Origin of the sequence: Exiguobacterium sp. s193, from assembly GCF_018618755.1 — a bacterium.
Classification (GTDB): Bacteria; Bacillota; Bacilli; order Exiguobacteriales; family Exiguobacteriaceae; genus Exiguobacterium_A.
On record NZ_JACSMR010000001.1, the window covers coordinates 151,496 to 168,813 of the forward strand.

Below are 17,318 nucleotides of genomic sequence, written 5' to 3' on the forward strand. Positions count from 1 at the left end.
ATGAACTCCTCTCTAATTTCCGTTAGCGGCGTAGACGTGGGTCGAACGCATCCCGTAATCCATCTGCCAACATGTTGAAGCTGATCATGAGGAGTACGAGGACCATCGATGGGACTACGAGCAAGTAAGGGAATGTTTTCAATTCTTTGTACCCTTCGTTGATCAATGTACCAAGGGACGGTTGTGGTGGAGCAAGTCCAAGTCCAATGAAGCTAAGGAAGGCTTCGAAGAAGATCGCACCCGGAATCGTAAACATAAGTGAGATGATGATAATTCCAAGAGTATTTGGAATCAAATGTTTGAATACTAAACGTACGCTAGAAGCCCCAAGTGTACGGGCAGCAAGAACGAATTCTTGGTTCTTAAGTTTCAGGATTTGTCCACGAACGAGTCGACTCATCCCGATCCACCCTGTAATCGTCATCGCCAGGATGATTGTCGTGATCCCCGGCTCGAGAATCAAGATGAACAAGATGATCAAGATTAAGTTTGGAATCCCTGTTAAGATTTCCGCGATCCGTTGTAAGATGTTATCGACACGACCGCCATAGTAAGCTGAAACTCCGCCATACGTAACACCGACGATGACATCGATGATCGCAGCTACTAAACCGATGAAGAGCGAGATACGTGTCCCTTCCCAGACACGTGACCATAAGTCACGCCCGAGATGGTCTGTACCAAACCAGAAGTTTTCTGAAACTTGTTTTTGGTCATAAAAATCAATTTCTTTTTCACCGAGTGTCGCCATTCCGTCAAATCCAGCCCATTCAAGACCTGTGACTTTAGGAGGTAGCTTCGCTTGCGTGATTGTTTGTGTATAGGCATCTCGTCCTGAAATCATTGGTCCAAAAATCGAGAGTAAGGCGATGATGATAATGACGACTAACGAAAGAATCGCTGCTTTATTTTTGCGGAGACGCATCCAAGCATCTTGCCAGAAGTTCAAACTTTTTCCGGCGATTCGCTCCCCCGCTTGTTCATTGAATTCGACTGTTTGAAACAGTGATGAATCAAACTGTTCAGTTTTCGCATTTGAATTTTGCTCTGCCATTATTCATTACCCCCCAAACGAATCCGTGGATCAACGACTCCGTAAAGCAAGTCGACAATCAATACCATGAGAATGAAGACCGCTGAGAAGAACAGTGTCGTTCCCATGATGACTGTATAGTCATTTTGTGTGATTGATGATACGAACAATTCACCAAGACCCGGTACAGCAAAGATTTTCTCGATAACGAACGTACCCGTGATCAAAGCTGCTGTCATTGGTCCGAGAATCGTAATCGCTGGAATCAAGGCATTACGCACCATGTGCTTCCAAGTGATTGATTGCCCGTCTAGGCCTTTTGCCTTAGCGAGCGTGACATAATCTTGTCCCGTTACTTCAAGCATCTCCGTCCGGACGAACCGGGCAATCGATGCCGTAACACCTAATGACAAGGACACTGTCGGAAGAATCGTATGTGCTGGGCTTTCCCAGAAGGCGACCGGCAAAACGCCCCATTTCACTCCAACATAGTATTGTAGAAGAGAAGCAAATACGAAGGATGGTATGGAAATCCCGAGTACCGAGATGAACATTGCGCCAAAGTCGACTGCTGTATTGTGTCGAAGCGCCGCAACAACTCCAAGTACGAGGCCCGCTAATACTCCGAGAATAAGTGCTTGAGCTCCTAATTGAGCAGATGGTCCAATCCGTTCCATGATTAAGTCTGTAACTGGACGGCTATCGTATTTAAACGATACACCTAAGTCTCCTTGGAACATGTTGACCATGTACGCTGCGTAGCGTTGTGGAAGCGGATCGTTCAAGTTGTACTTATCCCGAAGGATTTGTAATTGTTCAGGAGCAAGCTTTTCCTGGTTTTGGAACGGTGAACCCGGTAACAGATCCATCAAGAAGAACGTGAATGAAGCGATGAGTAAAAACGTCAGTACGCCGTAAGTAAGGCGTTGAGCTAAATAACGGCCCATAGATGGCACCCCCTATAAAGATTTTTCTGTTTTTTTCGAAAACATCAATAAAACCAGTATGACGTAAAATTGTCGGAACATTCAAGAATTTTGTTGTAAAATTTTAAATTCTTTTTATTCCAACCTGGTTGATGCCCCCATGGTTACTGCTTTTTCACAGTTAACCAATATTTCAGAATTTTTCGTTTGATTCCATTATACTTTGCTACCAAAGTAATTAGAACATCTTTTTTACGAAAAGTTCACATTTCATCCAGAAATGAGCATCCATTCAGAAAATGTAGTATAAAACAGGAGCGTTCCCTGAGCATATATCGGGACGCTCCAGTTTTGTTACTTCACATCAACATATTTGTACTGGAAGTCAGCACCAAATAATTGACGGTTAAAGTTTTTGATTGATGAACGGCTCAAGTAAGCAGCACCTGATTGATACAAGGGTGCAATCGCTTGATCCTTCTCGATGAGTTGAGCCTCTGCTTGTTTAAAGAGATCAAGACGTTTGGCGACGTCTGATTCGTCGTTCGCAGCATTCAACAATTTATCGTATGCTGACGATTTGTATTTCACGTCGTTTTGGCTATTTGTTGATTCGAAAATCGACAAGTTTGACATTGGATCTTGATAATCCGGACCCCAAAGCGAATACGAAATTTGGTAGTTCCCTTTTGCCTCTAAATCCAGTTTATTTTTGAAAGGTTGTTGTTTGATTGAAACTGTCACGTTCGGCAGGTTCTTCTCAATTTGTCCTTTCATGTATTCACTGATTTTTTTAGAGTCTTCGCTATCGAACGACAACAATTCAACGGTCGTTTTCTTATCTCCGTTTGCTTTTTTCCAAAGATCAGCCGCTTCTTTACCGTCACGGTCAAACCAATTGATGTCGCTCGTGTAATCTTTTCCGGCCTCATCTTTGATGAAATCTTTTGGAATGAAGCTTGTTGTTGGAATCGAACCGTTCGCAAGTAACGTATCTGTGATTCCTTTCGGATCGATGGCACGTGCGATGGCTTTACGCGCATTGACATCTTTCATCGTCGCATCTTCATTGTTGAACTTCAAATAAGCGACTGACGAACGAAGTGCTGTCTTGAACTCTGGTTTTGATTCATACGTCGCGACTTGCTCAGACGTAAGTCCTGCATAATCGATATCGTTTGCATCATAGAGATTTGCGACAGTCGATGTGTCTTTAACCACACGAATTGTAACTTCGTCCAATTTGACAGCATCTTTATCCCAATAGTTTTCATTTTTCGTTAAAACACGTTTTGAATCCGTTTTCCACGAAGTCCAGACAAATGGTCCATTGTATAACAATTTATCAGGTTTCAGTGAGAAATCTTTTTCATTCTTTTTATAGAACTCTTCACTGATCGGTGTATACGTACCGAATGACGTCAGTGACAAGAAGTACGGCGCCGGGCGCTCAAGTGTGACTTCGAGTGTTTTATCATCTAATGCTTTAACACCTAAATCGTCAACTGGTTTTTTCCCTTGTGAGACGGCTGAACCATTTTTAACGGTGTCAAAGATATATGCATATCCTGAACCTGTATCTGGGTCAACTGCACGTTTCCAGGCAAATTCAAAATCTTGAGCTTTTACAGGTGAGCCATCCGACCATTTTGAATCACGAAGCGTAAACGTGTATGTGAGCTTATCGCTCGAGACATCCGTTTTTTCTGCTAATGCAGGAACTGCCTTACCGTCTTTATCTAAGCGGTAGAGACCTTCCATCGTGTTTCCGATCATGTTGAATGCAACAGAATCCGTCGCTTTCGCCGGGTCGACCGTTGTAATGTCGGATGTATCCGTTAGGCGTAGATTTTTCTTGCCATCAGAAGATCCTGTTTCTTTATCTCCGCTAGTCGAGCATCCAGCAAGAATGGCACTTCCTGCTAACATGACGGATAACGCGAGACCGACAGTTTTTTTCTTCATCGGTGAGTCATCTCCTTTTCAATTTTCAAGTTGCCATAAATCGTTATGACATCAAAAACGTCTTGTCGATTCCACATACATTCCCCAAAATGTATTGACCTGGTTTCGAAAACTTAAACGAAGTGATAAATTGATTTTATGTGAGAATAGCAATATCGTCAAGTGAATAGTCACACTATTTGCCGTTTTGAGACACCAAACGTAATCTATTCGTAACTTTCTTAACCTTTGCGTATAATGAACATATCACCCATCTTTAGGAGGTCTAGCATGCGCTTTCAATTATTTCGTCCCATTCTGATTGCATTGATTTTATCGGTCCTTTACACCATTTGGGCAAGTGTCACGGATTCCACTCATTCTCTTTTTTATCATTTCTCCGGTGGTCTGTTCATTTCGGGGTTCATCTTACTGGCGATTGGATTGTTTTCGAATATGTCGGCGAACGGATTTTTTAAGGGGCTGACGGCTGGTTTCAAAAAACAGCGGGAGGCAAAATTACGGGAAGTCGACGGTGACTACTATGAGGACGAGGATGAAGAACAAGAAATCTTTGAAGAAAAACGGACTCGGGCATTAAAACGGACGGCACCATACCTGTCAAGCGGATTACTCTGCATCGTCCTCTCGTTACTCTTGTCATTCATTTAAGCGAATTATGCGTGACGTTGAATAGTCGACTATGGTAAAATCTTGTTAAGTTAGACGTATAATAACACAGAGAAGAAGAGTAGTACATCTAGTCGTCGCTTTAAGAGAGTCCATGGTTGGTGTGAATGGATAGCGGACGCGGATCGAATGGACTTCGGAGTGGCTGACTCGAACCATGAAGTAGAGTCAGACGGGATTGCCCGTTACAGCAATTTAGAGCGGCTATGGTTATAGCAACTTGGGTGGCAACGCGATGACTCGTCCCTTGATTTTTTCAAGGAGCGAGTTGTCTTTTTTTTATTCTATTTTTCGGAGGGACTCTGTCATGAAAACGATTTTTTCAGGTATTAAACCAACAGGTACGGTTACATTAGGGAATTACATCGGCGCGATGAAACATTTTGTCAATCTACAGGACGATCACGATGCCTACTATTGTATCGTCGATTTACATTCGATCACCGTCGACATCGACCGCGTCGAATTGATGAACAACACGCGTGCACTCGCTGCCCTGTACATCGCAAGCGGACTCGATCCGGAAAAAGCGACGATTTTTGTCCAATCCGAAGTCAAAGCACATGCACAGCTCGGGTGGATGTTGACGTGCCTAGCCGGGATGGGCGAACTGGAACGTATGACCCAGTACAAAGATAAATCGCAAGGAAAAGAACGAATTGGTGCCGGACTTTTTGTTTACCCGACATTGATGGCTTCTGACATCCTCCTGTATGACGCGGAACTCGTTCCCGTCGGCGAAGATCAAAAACAACATATCGAGTTAACACGTGACTTAGCACAACGTTTTAACAGCCGTTACTATGAAACGTTTAAACTACCTGAACCTGTCATCGCAGAAACCGGTGCCCGCATCATGAGTTTGACGACGCCTGAGAAAAAGATGTCAAAAACGGATACGAATCCAAAAGGTTACATCACGATGCTCGATGCACCGGACGTCATCCGGAAAAAAATCAAGTCGGCCGTGACGGACTCGGAAGGGATCGTCAAATTCGACCGTGCGAATAAACCCGGTGTTTCTAACCTACTCGAAATCTATTCGTTACTTGCGAATATCTCGATTCCTGATCTTGAAGCGAAATATGATGGATTGAACTATGGTGTATTCAAAACCGATGTTGCAGAGGCGATTGTCGCGGAACTTGAACCGATTCAAAAACGCTACTATGATTTGATTGACTCGGAAGAACTTGACGCGATTTTAGACCAAGGACGTGACAAAGCGGACCTGGTCGCTTCCCGTAAACTTGCAAAAGTCGAAAAGGCGATGGGGCTTCAACGTAAACGTGCGAAAGTCAAAAAATAAGAATTCATCCCGGCGAGTCGTTCATCCGACTCGCTTTTCTGTGCAAAAAAAACACTTCCGAAAAATCGGAAGTGTTTTTAAAAACTTATTTGCCTTCGATTGAAGCCCATTTGTACGAGAAGTCTGCGCCGAAGTTATGTTCGACAACACCTTTTACGTATGGTTTAACGAGGAACGCACGTCCACGTTGATAAACAGGTGAGATCCCTGCTGAATCAAGAAGGATTTTTTCTGCCTCTTGAAGTTCAGACCAACGTTTTGCTGCATCCGTTTGTGTTTGTGCATCTTTGACGAGTTTATCGTACTCTTTATCCGACCACTTACCACGGTTGTATGGTCCGCCAGTCAAGAAGAGATCGAGGAACGTCATTGGATCTTGATAGTCAGGACCCCAGCCTGCGAATGAGAATTCGAAGTCGCCTTTGTTTTCAAGATCAAGTTTGTTTTTGAATGGTTGTTGCTTGATTGTGACTTTCATACCTGGAAGGTTTTTCTCAAGCTCACCTTTCAAGAATTCACCGATTTTCTTCGCATCATCACTATCGTAGTTAAGAAGCTCGAGTTCGATTGAATCTTTTCCAATCTCTTTTAAGCCTTCTTCCCACAGTTTTTTCGCTTCGTCCGCATTGAACTCGTTGAACGTCGGATACTTTTCACGGAAGTCTTTGCCGTCAGCATCTTTTGCGAAGTCTTTTGGTACAAGATAGTTTGCTGGAAGTGATCCGTTCGCCAAGATGACGTCCGTGATTCCTTTTTTGTTGTATCCCATATCAATCGCACGGCGGATTTTTTCATTATCCAACCCTTTGACTTTTGTATTCAAGTAAAGGTAGAAGATTGTAGACTCACCTTTAGTTTTGAATTCTTCATTATCTTGATACTGGGCTACGAATTCAGAAGAGAGACCTGTCCGGTCAATCGTTCCTTTTTCGTACAGGTTGACAGCAGTTGAAACTTCCTTAACAACTTTAACGTTGATTGTTTCCAACTTGACGCTATCTTTATCCCAGTAATTATCGTTTTTGACCATTTTCCAGCCTTGTTCACGTGTCCAGTCCGTCAACTTGAACGGTCCGTTGTAAAGTGATTTATCAGCTGTCGAACCGAAGCCCTTACCGATTTTTTTCGAAAGTTCTTCTGATTTCGGCATGAATGGACCGAACCCAGTCAATCCGAGGAAGTAATCCGCAGGTGATTTTAATTTCACTTCGAACGTTTTATCGTCAACCGCTTTAACGCCTACAGCATCACGATCGCCTTTTTTCGTATTGTAGTCTTCAGCACCTTCGATGTTGTAGAAAACATACGCATATTGCGAAGCATTCTCCGGGTTAAGCACTTCTTTCCATGCATACTCGAAATCTTTTGCCGTGATTGGTGTACCGTCAGACCATTTAGCATCACGCAGCTTAAACGTGTACGTCAATTTGTCGTCAGAAACCGTGTGGCTTTCCGCAATCCCCGGTGTCGGTTGTTGCTTGTCATCCAAACGATAAAGACCTTCCATCGTGTTGTTCAACACGTTGAACGAAACCGAGTCCGTAGAAGTCGTTGGGTTGAGCGTAGGGATATCCGCGCTCTCAGTCAGGTTAAGCGTCTGTTCACTTGATTTTTTGTCCGAACCGTTGTCGCCCGATGAATCATTTGAATCAGTCGTCGAACAAGCAGCAAGGAATGCGCTTGATACGAGCGCTACTGATGTAGCGAGTGCAAAACTTTTCTTTTTCATGATACGATGACCCCCCATAAATTTCCAAAGCTAGTAATCAAAAGCTTTTGCCCGAAAAAAAAAGCAGTACTTTTTATCCGAACAAAACTCTTCGTTACAAATAGTTTACAATGTTCTGATAATTTTGCAAAGCTTTTATCCGATTTTTCTAAATATTTTTTCAAAAAAGAACTAGGACATGATCAATGTCAATGTCCTAGTTCCGAAAAAATCCATTCATTTTTTTACCGAACGCAGCAAGTACTCTGGTCCATAAACCGGTACGGTCAGGCCGGATATCCCGTCTTTTAGCAACATATTTTCTGTCGTTTGATAAAGTGGAATAATTACAGTTTCCTCTTCAATCAATTGTTGCTCCGCTGTCCGGTATCCTGTTGTTTTTTCCTGTATTGTTTTTGCTTTTCGGGTCATTTTAATCAACTTATCGTATTTTTCCGAATCAAAGTTGACGGTATTCAATGGATTATCTGACACAAATTGATTGAGATAAGCAAGTGGTCCTGGATAATCCGGCATCCAGCCCGTAAGCGTCATCGAATAATCACCGGATTGTTGCAAACGTACTTTATCTTCAATCGGTACATTTTTATTAATGATGTCAATACCAGGTAATTTTTTTTCAAGAATTTGTTCGATGTTCTTTCCGAGTGCAACTGCTTTTTTATCATCAAAATTCAACAACTCAATCTTGATTTTTTTATCGGATGCTGTACGCCATTTTTTGACCGGCTCATTTTGACGTGGTGAGAGCCACTCATCATCTGTCACGACAAACCGATTCGTCGGTTTTCCAGAGAGTCCAACCGGCAAGTCATTGATTTCCTGCATCGAAAGACTTGAAGCAATCACTTGCCGTGCTTTACGATTCTTAAACGTTTGATCCGTCATATTAAAAGCGAGATAAAAGACGCCACTGCGTTTTTTACGGTACGTCGGTTCATCGCCTGCTACTAATTTTTCATCAAAACCTTCGACTAACGGTAACATGTCGACCTGTTTTGTTCGGTAGGCATCGATTTGCTCCTGTGTGTTTTTTACGATGATGCTGTTGACCGTATCGAGCTGGACGACGTTCGCTTGATGATAATGACCGTTTTTTTCGAGTTGGTACGCATTCTTTTGCATGCTTTTGATTTTAAACGGGCCATTTCCATTCAAATCCGTCCATTCGTCCACTTTCGGTTGCGGGTAAAAGACAGACATCGCAAGTAGTTTCGGTAAATCCGACACAGGTTGATTTAATTCAATGACGAGGGTCGACTTCCCTGTCGCTTTTACACCTAAGTGGTTCGGTGCAAGTTCACCATCGTTGACTCGCCGTCCATTTTTAAAGACTTCAAACAAAAAGCCATACGGAGAATTGGTTTGATTCGACGCGACACGCCGGAAACTATCGACAAAATCCTGTGCTTCGACGTGTTGTCCATTTGCAAACTTCGATTTTTTCAATTCAATTGTATACGTCAAGCGATCATCTGAAACAAAAATCGCACGGGCCAGCCCTTTTCTGACTGTTGGTCCCCCCGTAAAGACGAATAATCCTTCATATAATTGCGCAAGCAAGGTTTGCGACCGATTATCCGTTGCTAAGGCGATATCCGGTATTTGAGGCATCGATGACTCAATCAGCGTCATCTTTTGTGGTCGTTCAGGTTCAGTCGCTTGATCGGTCTTTTGCCGAAAGAGTCCGAACCCACTAAGACTTACAGCTACTACGATGAATACTACGAGAATACGTTTTAATGATTTAGACATGTTTTTCCCTTTCTTACTTCAGAGTGACCCTATTATTCAAACAGAATTCGTCAAAAAAAGCGACCGTCCTGTCTTATCGACAGTAGGTCGCCTGACTTTACGCTTGATATCGTTTAAAGACGAGTGACGCATTGTGCCCGCCAAAACCGAGCGAGTTACTTACTGCATACTCGACGTCCCACGACCGGCTACCTTCACGGACGTAGTCTAAATCACAGCCTTCACTCGGCTGTTCGAGATGAATCGTCGGGTGGACGGTTTGCTCTTGTAGCGACTTGATTGTCGCAATCGCTTCAACGCCGCCTGCTCCACCGAGTAAGTGACCAATCATTGACTTCGTCGAATTGATGGCAAGTTTCTCTGCATGTTCTTTAAAGACAGAATGAATCGCTTTTGTCTCAAGAACATCGTTCATCGGCGTACTTGTCCCATGGGCGTTGATGTATTGAACGTCGGTCGGCTCAATGTTCGCATCTTGAATCGCCATCGCCATTGCCCGTGCTCCTCCGTCACCATCTGGGTCCGGTGCCGTGATATGGTACGCATCTGCTGTCAGACCGTACCCACTGACTTCTGCATAAATCTTCGCGCCGCGTGCGATGGCGTGCTCATATTCTTCAAGAACGAGAATACCTGCTCCTTCGCCCATGACAAAACCGTCGCGCCCTTCGTCAAATGGTCGGCTCGCCGTGTTCGGATCTTGGTTCGTCGACATCGCTTTATTCGCACAAAAACCAGCGAAGGCTAAGTTCGTGATTGGTGCTTCTGCTCCACCGGCAATCATTACATCAGCATCACCACGTTCGATTACGCGTAACGCTTCTCCGATGGCGTTCGTCCCGGAAGCACAAGCAGTGACGGAACAGTTATTCGGTCCTTTTGCTCCCGTATAAATTGAAACTTGACCACTCGCCATGTTCGGAATCATCATCGGAATGAAGAACGGACTGACACGACGGTGACCGCGTTCGAAGTAAATCTTCGCTTGTTTTTCGATCGTCTCGACGCCGCCAATCCCTGAACCGATCCAGACTCCTGTCCGTTCTGCATTTGATTTGACATCAAGTCCCGCATCCTTCACAGCTTCCATGCTCGCAACAAGTGAATAATGAACAAACCGGTCCATTTTACGTGCTTCTTTTGCTTCGATGAATTCCGTAATATCAAACCCTTGTAGCTCTCCCGTTACTTTCGTCGGGTACTCATCAATATCAAGCCGCTCCATCGGACGAATTCCATTCTCGCCAGCTTTCAACGCCTTCCAAAACGTGTCAACATCGTTTCCGATTGGCGTCAATGCGCCCATTCCTGTCACTACAACTCGTTTTCTCATCATATCAGTTGTTCTCCTTTTTCGTCCAAGTAATGTATGAAGCTCCCCATGTCAATCCGGCACCAAATCCGGCAAGAACGAGTGTCGTTCCGGGTTGTAATCTTCCTTGACGCCGTGCTTCTTCTAGTGCCAGTGGAATCGATGCAGCTGACGTGTTCGCATGTTCGTCGATTGTTACGATGACTTTATTTTCATCAATCCCTAAGCGCTCGCGTGCAGCATCGATAATACGTAAGTTCGCTTGGTGTGGAATTAACAAATCCAATGACTCAAGTGATCCATTCGCTTTCTTGATCACCTTATCAACGATGTCCGGTAATTTCCGAACGGCGAATTTAAAGACTTCGCGTCCATTCATTTCAATCGGTCCATCTAATTCTTTAAATAACAGATGTGCTCCCCGACCATCTGTTCCAAGTTCAAAAGCATTCAAACCTTGCTGTTCTGTCGGTCCGAGTACGACTGCACCCGCCCCGTCACCAAATAAAATCGCAGTCGACCGGTCTGACCAGTCAACGATGCTTGACATCTTTTCAGCACCGATGACGAGTGCATATTTTGAATTGGTCGCAGCCATCATACTGGATGCGGTTTGAAGAGCAAAGATAAACCCACTGCATGCCGCACTGACGTCAAACGCCGTCGCCCCTAATGCGCCGAGTCGTTCTTGAACGATACAAGCTGTCGAGGGAAATGCCCGTCCGGTCGCTGTACCGACGACAATTAAACCGATATCGTCTGCCGTTACATTCGCATCCAGAAGTGCTTGTTTTGCCGCTTCCATCGCAAGGTCCGTCACATCGACTTCGTCTGCCGCAACCCGTCTCGCACCGATTCCTGTCCGTGTCCGGATCCATTCATCACTTGTATCAAGCGTTTTCGCTAAATCATCATTTGTAATTCGACGTTCTGGCAAAGATGTCCCTAGTCCTACGATTCCGATATTCATATGGTTGCTCCTTTAGTATTAGTATCTGGTACTAATATAAAGCGTTAAGTTCTTTTTGTCAAAGAAAAAAGAAGAGCCCCTACGAATAGGGACTCTCAGACTGTGAACAACGTGCTATCGGGAGATCAAACGTCTTTTTCCGTTGCTTTCTTCAGGCAAGGCGCGTTAAAAACGCACTTTTCCCGTAGGAGTCAACGAAATGTGACGCTTTTTAGGGAATGCCGTGAAGAAAAGCCGGGCATGCAGACGGTTTAGAGCGCAATTCGTCTCGAATCGCTTTTAAAGCGAAAAGTAATCGGTCACGCCCCTGCAGCTTTGCTGTAGCGGCGCGACCGATTGCCGCTTTGAAGACGAGGCGAGACAGGAAGCGCGAACGGATTGCTTCTCGATATCGCATGTTCACGCTGCGTAAGAGTTTGTCTACATGTTGAGAGCCCCTAAGAATAGGGACTCTCTTGTCTCACTCTTACGCTTCCGAATCTGCAAGTGTCCGAACGACTTCCATGACCATCTTCGCAGAGTTGATTGATGCGATTTCTAAAAACTCGTCAAATGAGAGGGAAGCTTCTTCATCCGCACTGTCTGAAATCGAACGCGTCACGACGAACGGCACATCGAACTGGTGGCAGACTTGAGCAATCGGTGCTGCCTCCATCTCGACTGCTGCGACATCCGGGAAGTTCTGTTTAATGACTGTCGAACGTTCCGTGTCATGAATGAAGGAATCTCCTGTCACGATTAAACCATGGACGACGTTGATTGCTTCCATCCGCTCGATGACGGTTTCCGCTGTCGCAACGAGTTTTGCATCAGCAATGTAAGCAGCCGGCATACCCGGTACTTGTCCATATTCATATCCGAATGCTGTCACGTCGACATCATGATGTCGGACTTCCGTTGAGACAACGACGTCCCCGACCGTAAGTCCTGCTTTAAACCCACCCGCAGAACCCGTATTGATGACAGCAGTCGGTTTGAAATGATCGAGTAATAACGTCGTACCGATTGCCGCATTGACTTTCCCAATGCCGGATTTCAAGATGACGACCGGAACGCTGTTCAATAACCCTTCATAGAAATGATAGTTAGCGATTACCGTATCCTTGCGTTCAGACAGTTCATTCCGAAGTAAGTTGACTTCTTCTTCCATTGCCCCGATGATTGCGATTGGCATGCTCATTCCTCCATCAAACAGAAAGCCGGATTGCTCCGGCTTCGCAGTTTCTATTTATTTAATCGATGTAATTTTAACGGCAAAGTCTCCACCTGGAGCTTGAACCGATACTTTTTCACCCACACCATGACCGAGCAGGCTTTGCGCGATTGGTGATTCGTTTGAAATCTTACCTGTGAACGGATCGGCTTCAGCACTTCCGACAATCGTATACGTTTCTTCTTCATCATCTTCAAGGATTAAGAAAGTGACTGTCGTTCCGATACTGACGACCGAAATATCCTTTTCTTCTTCAGAAATGATGGCGACGTTACGTAACATTTCTTCGAGTTGTGCAATCCGTCCTTCGACCATCGCTTGTTCTTCCTTCGCAGAGTCATACTCCGCGTTTTCTGACAAGTCACCGAAAGATCGAGCAATCTTGATATTTTCAACTACTTCCTTGCGGCGGACTGACTTCAATTCATTTAATTCATTTTCAATGTTCGCTTTACCTTCAAGCGTCATATAATACTGTTTTTCTGCCATTTTTGTCACGCTCCTTTTTATTCCACTAGTATAGTATACTCACATCTTTTTTGGAATCAATATCCTCTTTCGTCGAGTGCGGACCGGTAATCGAGAATCGCACGAATCTTCGTCACGAGTAAATCAATCGCGACATGGTTCTCTCCACCTTCAGGGACGATGATATCCGCATAACGTTTCGTCGGTTCACAAAACTGAAGGTGCATCGGTCGGACGACATTCGTATATTGCTCGACGACAGAGTCGATCGAGCGACCGCGTTCATTCATGTCACGTTGCATCCGTCGTAAAATCCGAACGTCTGCGTCCGTATCGACGAACACTTTAATATCCATCAGTTCCCGTAATCGGTCATCTTCAAGCGCCAAGATGCCTTCGACGATGATGACGTCACGCGGCTCGAGCTTAATCGTCTCTGCTGCCCGTGTGTGTGCGACATAGTCATAGACAGGTTTTTCGACCGCGATGTTCTCACGTAATGCTTTAATATGCTCAATCAATAAATCGTTATCGAATGCAAACGGGTGGTCATAATTCGTTTGATATCGTTCTTCCATTGAAAGTGTACTTTGATCTTTATAGTAGGCATCTTGTTCAATCATGACGATTGATTCACTCGGGAATGCCTCGACAAGCGAACGTGCGACTGTCGTCTTTCCAGATCCCGTACCTCCAGCAACGCCAATTACAACCGGTTTTTGCATTGAATTTGTTCCTCCATCATTCCGACTTTATTTTCCGACTGACGGAAACACCGTCTCCGAGTGGAAAAATCGTCGTATCATATTGTTCGTGTTCCATCATCCAAACTGTGAATTCTTTGACCAGACGGACGAGGCGTCTTCTTCTGCGATCGAATGTTTTCGGATCCGTTTCGAGCACATCACCATGTAAAAACAGATTATCCGTGTATAAAATACCGCCTATTGGCACGAGTCGCCCATAACCGTTAAAGAACTTTTTATACTGCCCTTTCGCCGCATCGATGAAAACAGCATCGAACTCTTGGTCAAGGGTTTCGGCTAATTCTACTGCATCCGCAAAAACGATGTCAATCCGGTCCGCAACATCTGACCGGGCGATGAATGCTTTTGCTTCTTCATATCGTTTCGCATTTCGCTCAACCGTCGTGATGCGGGCATTCGGTAAGACCCGCGCCATCCGAATGGCACTGTATCCGATTGCCGTCCCGAGCTCAAGAATCCGTTTCGGTTGCTGAAGTGTCAGTAACGACAATAACACTTCTGATCCTGTCAGTTCAATGATCGGGATGTGGTGTTCCACCGCGTATGCTTCCATTTCTGTCAGCAAAGCATCACGTGGCTTAATCATCGCTTCGACATACGTTGTAAACTCATTCATTCGGACTGCTCCTTCTCCGCATAAACAGGTTGACCTAGGACAAAAAAACTTGTCCCAAATCAACCCGACGCTCATTGCTCTTTACTTGCTTCGTATTCGACCCATTCCGGTTTATACTTCACGACATTACGTTGGTGCTCTTCATACGTTTCTTCATAAAGTATTTGACCTTTTGGATTTTTATCACTCGGTGGTCGAGCGAAGAAATACACATATTTTGTTTTATTCGGATTCAGGACGGCAAGGACGGAGTCTTTGCTGACAGTCGAGATCGGACCGATTGGAATTCCCTCATATTTATACGTATTGTACTTTGAGTTATTCTCTAAATCCTTCAGTGTCGTCAAGGCTGTATTTTCACCTGTACCGTACCAGACGGTTGGATCTGACTGGAGTTTCATTCCATCGTCGAGGCGATTTTTGAAGACACCGGCGATTTCGCGGCGATCTTTTGCAGTGGCAGCTTCTCGTTCTACCATCGAACCGAGACTGAGTACTTCATGGAATGTCATCCCCGACTTTTTAATCGCATCTGCATTCGCATCATAGACCTTCTCCATCTCGTCAAGCATCGTTTCGGCAATTTGATTTATGCTTTTTCCTTTATCAAATTCATACGTCGCCGGGAACAAGTAACCTTCGAGGGAATAGAGTACACCCTTTTGTTTAACTTCATCCGTCAACATCGGATATTTCTCAATCAAACCGTTGATGTACGTTTGATCCGTCAATGCTTTACGAACGGTATCCTGCTTGAAGCCCGTTGCTTTCGCAATCAAAACAATCTGTCGATCCATCGTGATCCCTTCAGGAATCGTCATTTTGACATCTGCTGCCTTCATGACTTTTCCGGTTTTCAACGTATCGATGATTTCGTCAGGTGTCATCGCTTGCGTCAGCGTGTACGTTCCCGCTTGGAATGACGATTCATTCTTATAACGAACGTAATAGCGGAAAATCGTTTCATTCGCAATCAAGTCTTTATCCTTCAGGATATTTGAAATCGTACTTGTTCCAGCACCTAACGGGATTTCGACTTTAACGGATTTTGTTGCGTCTGCGTTGACGGGTTCTAATGAGTTTTTCAAAAAGATATAGATGACCGCTCCCGCTACTAAGAAAATCGTGAACAACACTGAAAGAATGATTAGCGTAATCCGGCGCGATGTCCGGCGGCGCTTGTTTTCGACTTCAGCATTGTGCTTCCATTCGTTCTCCATCGGTTCCTCCTTTTTCTCTTAAAACAAGGTGATCTCGAAAGAGCAGTGCTCCTTCGACATCACCTTATACACGAGTCGTTTTATTCAAGCTCGTCTTCTAATGTATTAAAGACTTCTTCGATTTCATCCCATGTTTCTGCATCGTCTTCTTCGATTGGGACAAGGTTGAAGTCATTGTCTCCGTCGCCATACTCGTCTAGTTCGTAAACGAAGATGTCGACTTCTTCCGCGTTGTCATAGTCAGCACCGACTGGCTCGAGGAAGATATACGTTTTGTTCGAGCGTGGGCTCTCATAACGTAACCGCTCCATAAATTCGAAATCATTACCTTCACCATCTGGAATTACGTAACGTGTTGGTTCATTCTGTTGCATCATTCATCCGCTCCTTTAATGCAGTCTCGAGTTCATCCCAAGTCTGCTCATCATTTTCATCGATCAGGCTTAATTCAAAATCATCGTCGCCTTCTCCATACTCATCAATCTCACAGATGATTAAATCATCTGCGCCATCTTCCGGATTTCCGATCATTTCGAGGAACAGGTAGGTTTTACCTGTCCGCTCGCTGACATAACGGTACCATTCTTCGAAAAGATGTTCGCCACCGTCTTCATCCGGAAAGAGATACTGGCGTTTTTCTTCAGACATGTCATTTCCCCCTCGTTATCGGTTTGCCCGATCCAAATACGATTGTAGGATCATGACCGCCGCCATCTTATCGATGACTTGTTTACGTTTCTTCCGACTGACATCCGCGTCAATTAACATCCGCTCTGCCTGCATCGTCGTGAGACGTTCGTCGACAAGAACTGTTGAAAGTCCTGTCGCTGATTCGATTTCGCGTGCAAATGCTTCACTTGCCTCTGCCCGTGGACCAATCGAACCGTTCATGTTTTTCGGATGTCCGATGACGATGATTTCGACACCGTACTCCTTAATGATTGCCTCTAGCCGCTTGAAGGCGACAGGATAATCGGGTTCTGTCCATTTGACGGTTTCGACGCCTTGCGCTGTCCAGCCCATCAAATCACTCACCGCGACCCCAATCGTCTTCGAACCGACATCGAGTCCGATCGCACGCTTCATTTTTTGTCTCCACTCTCCGATAAATAGGATTTGACGAGTTCTTCAAGCAATTCGTCTCGTTCAATCTTACGGATTAGATTACGTGCATCATTATGACGAGGAATGTAAGCAGGATCCCCGGAAAGAAGGTATCCGACGATTTGATTAATTGGATGATATCCCTTCTCTTCTAAAGCATGATAGACCGTCAACAACACTTCACGTGTCGCTGCTTTACTATCGTCTTCTGGAAAATTAAATTTCATCGTTTGATCCATCTGACTCACGTTAATCACCTCTT

19 protein-coding genes and 1 other annotated feature are annotated in these 17,318 nt (G+C 44.7%); of the genes, 2 read left to right on the top strand and 17 right to left on the bottom strand.

What is annotated here, in order from left to right:
* Positions 1-22: 22 nt before the first annotated feature.
* From opp3C to KNQ04_RS00785, 3 genes are all read right to left on the bottom strand, one after another.
* Positions 23-1,054, bottom strand: a complete 1,032-nt coding sequence (gene opp3C / locus KNQ04_RS00775) for an oligopeptide ABC transporter permease (RefSeq protein ID WP_214846669.1) — start codon at positions 1,052-1,054, stop codon at positions 23-25.
* A complete protein-coding gene (locus KNQ04_RS00780) occupies positions 1,054-1,980 on the bottom strand; it encodes an ABC transporter permease (protein WP_214846671.1) in 927 nt (308 codons plus the stop codon). The genes opp3C and KNQ04_RS00780 overlap by 1 nt, the downstream gene beginning before the upstream one ends.
* A 333-nt stretch (positions 1,981-2,313) precedes the next feature.
* Positions 2,314-3,924 carry a peptide ABC transporter substrate-binding protein gene (locus KNQ04_RS00785; RefSeq protein ID WP_214846672.1) on the bottom strand — a complete coding sequence of 537 codons (1,611 nt, stop codon included), beginning with the start codon at positions 3,922-3,924 and terminating at the stop codon, positions 2,314-2,316.
* 270 nt (positions 3,925-4,194) lie between these two features.
* Here KNQ04_RS00785 and KNQ04_RS00790 point away from each other — a divergent pair, with 270 nt between their 5' ends.
* Both KNQ04_RS00790 and trpS read left to right on the top strand, forming a co-directional pair.
* Complete coding sequence (locus KNQ04_RS00790; RefSeq protein WP_214846673.1) at positions 4,195-4,575, top strand: DUF3899 domain-containing protein; 381 nt, start codon at positions 4,195-4,197, stop codon at positions 4,573-4,575.
* A gap of 60 nt (positions 4,576-4,635) precedes the next feature.
* Positions 4,636-4,844: a binding site (T-box leader), on the top strand.
* Between the two features lie 56 nt (positions 4,845-4,900).
* On the top strand, positions 4,901-5,902 hold the full coding sequence (trpS, locus tag KNQ04_RS00795) for a tryptophan--tRNA ligase (protein WP_214846674.1): 1,002 nt from the start codon (positions 4,901-4,903) through the stop codon (positions 5,900-5,902).
* An 85-nt stretch (positions 5,903-5,987) separates the two neighbouring features.
* On the opposite strand, the gene KNQ04_RS00800 is transcribed toward trpS, so the two are convergent.
* The 14 genes from KNQ04_RS00800 to KNQ04_RS00865 all read right to left on the bottom strand — a co-directional run bounded on the left by KNQ04_RS00800 (position 5,988) and on the right by KNQ04_RS00865 (position 17,304).
* Positions 5,988-7,631 (bottom strand): peptide ABC transporter substrate-binding protein, encoded by a 1,644-nt coding sequence (locus tag KNQ04_RS00800; RefSeq protein ID WP_214846675.1) that lies wholly within the window; start codon positions 7,629-7,631, stop codon positions 5,988-5,990.
* A gap of 216 nt (positions 7,632-7,847) precedes the next feature.
* The gene (locus KNQ04_RS00805) at positions 7,848-9,386 is read right to left on the bottom strand and encodes a peptide ABC transporter substrate-binding protein (RefSeq protein WP_214846676.1); all 1,539 of its coding nucleotides are present in this window, start codon (positions 9,384-9,386) and stop codon (positions 7,848-7,850) included.
* Between the two features lie 97 nt (positions 9,387-9,483).
* Positions 9,484-10,722, bottom strand: coding sequence for a beta-ketoacyl-ACP synthase II (fabF, locus tag KNQ04_RS00810; RefSeq protein ID WP_214846677.1), 1,239 nt, complete (start codon positions 10,720-10,722; stop codon positions 9,484-9,486).
* Position 10,723: 1 nt separating this feature from the next.
* Positions 10,724-11,668 (bottom strand): beta-ketoacyl-ACP synthase III, encoded by a 945-nt coding sequence (locus KNQ04_RS00815; protein ID WP_214846679.1) that lies wholly within the window; start codon positions 11,666-11,668, stop codon positions 10,724-10,726.
* A 211-nt stretch (positions 11,669-11,879) separates the two neighbouring features.
* A complete protein-coding gene (locus KNQ04_RS00820; RefSeq protein WP_214846681.1) occupies positions 11,880-12,065 on the bottom strand; it encodes a hypothetical protein in 186 nt (61 codons plus the stop codon).
* Between the two features lie 69 nt (positions 12,066-12,134).
* Positions 12,135-12,842 (bottom strand): 5'-methylthioadenosine/S-adenosylhomocysteine nucleosidase, encoded by a 708-nt coding sequence (gene mtnN / locus KNQ04_RS00825; protein WP_214846683.1) that lies wholly within the window; start codon positions 12,840-12,842, stop codon positions 12,135-12,137.
* A gap of 54 nt (positions 12,843-12,896) precedes the next feature.
* Positions 12,897-13,370: a transcription elongation factor GreA gene (greA, locus tag KNQ04_RS00830; protein WP_214846685.1), complete on the bottom strand. Its 474-nt coding sequence runs from the start codon at positions 13,368-13,370 to the stop codon at positions 12,897-12,899.
* Between the two features lie 56 nt (positions 13,371-13,426).
* The gene (gene udk, locus KNQ04_RS00835; protein WP_214846687.1) at positions 13,427-14,074 is read right to left on the bottom strand and encodes a uridine kinase; all 648 of its coding nucleotides are present in this window, start codon (positions 14,072-14,074) and stop codon (positions 13,427-13,429) included.
* Between the two features lie 16 nt (positions 14,075-14,090).
* Positions 14,091-14,732 (bottom strand): O-methyltransferase, encoded by a 642-nt coding sequence (locus KNQ04_RS00840; RefSeq protein ID WP_214846689.1) that lies wholly within the window; start codon positions 14,730-14,732, stop codon positions 14,091-14,093.
* 71 nt (positions 14,733-14,803) lie between these two features.
* A complete protein-coding gene (gene mltG / locus KNQ04_RS00845; RefSeq protein ID WP_214846691.1) occupies positions 14,804-15,952 on the bottom strand; it encodes an endolytic transglycosylase MltG in 1,149 nt (382 codons plus the stop codon).
* A gap of 80 nt (positions 15,953-16,032) precedes the next feature.
* Complete coding sequence (locus KNQ04_RS00850) at positions 16,033-16,329, bottom strand: DUF1292 domain-containing protein (RefSeq protein WP_251136809.1); 297 nt, start codon at positions 16,327-16,329, stop codon at positions 16,033-16,035.
* On the bottom strand, positions 16,313-16,600 hold the full coding sequence (locus tag KNQ04_RS00855) for a DUF1292 domain-containing protein (protein ID WP_029331015.1): 288 nt from the start codon (positions 16,598-16,600) through the stop codon (positions 16,313-16,315). Before KNQ04_RS00855 ends, KNQ04_RS00850 begins: the two co-directional genes overlap by 17 nt.
* A 15-nt stretch (positions 16,601-16,615) precedes the next feature.
* Positions 16,616-17,038, bottom strand: coding sequence for a Holliday junction resolvase RuvX (ruvX, locus tag KNQ04_RS00860; protein WP_029331016.1), 423 nt, complete (start codon positions 17,036-17,038; stop codon positions 16,616-16,618).
* A complete protein-coding gene (locus KNQ04_RS00865) occupies positions 17,035-17,304 on the bottom strand; it encodes an IreB family regulatory phosphoprotein (protein ID WP_029331017.1) in 270 nt (89 codons plus the stop codon). Before KNQ04_RS00865 ends, ruvX begins: the two co-directional genes overlap by 4 nt.
* Between the last annotated feature and the right edge of the window lie 14 nt (positions 17,305-17,318).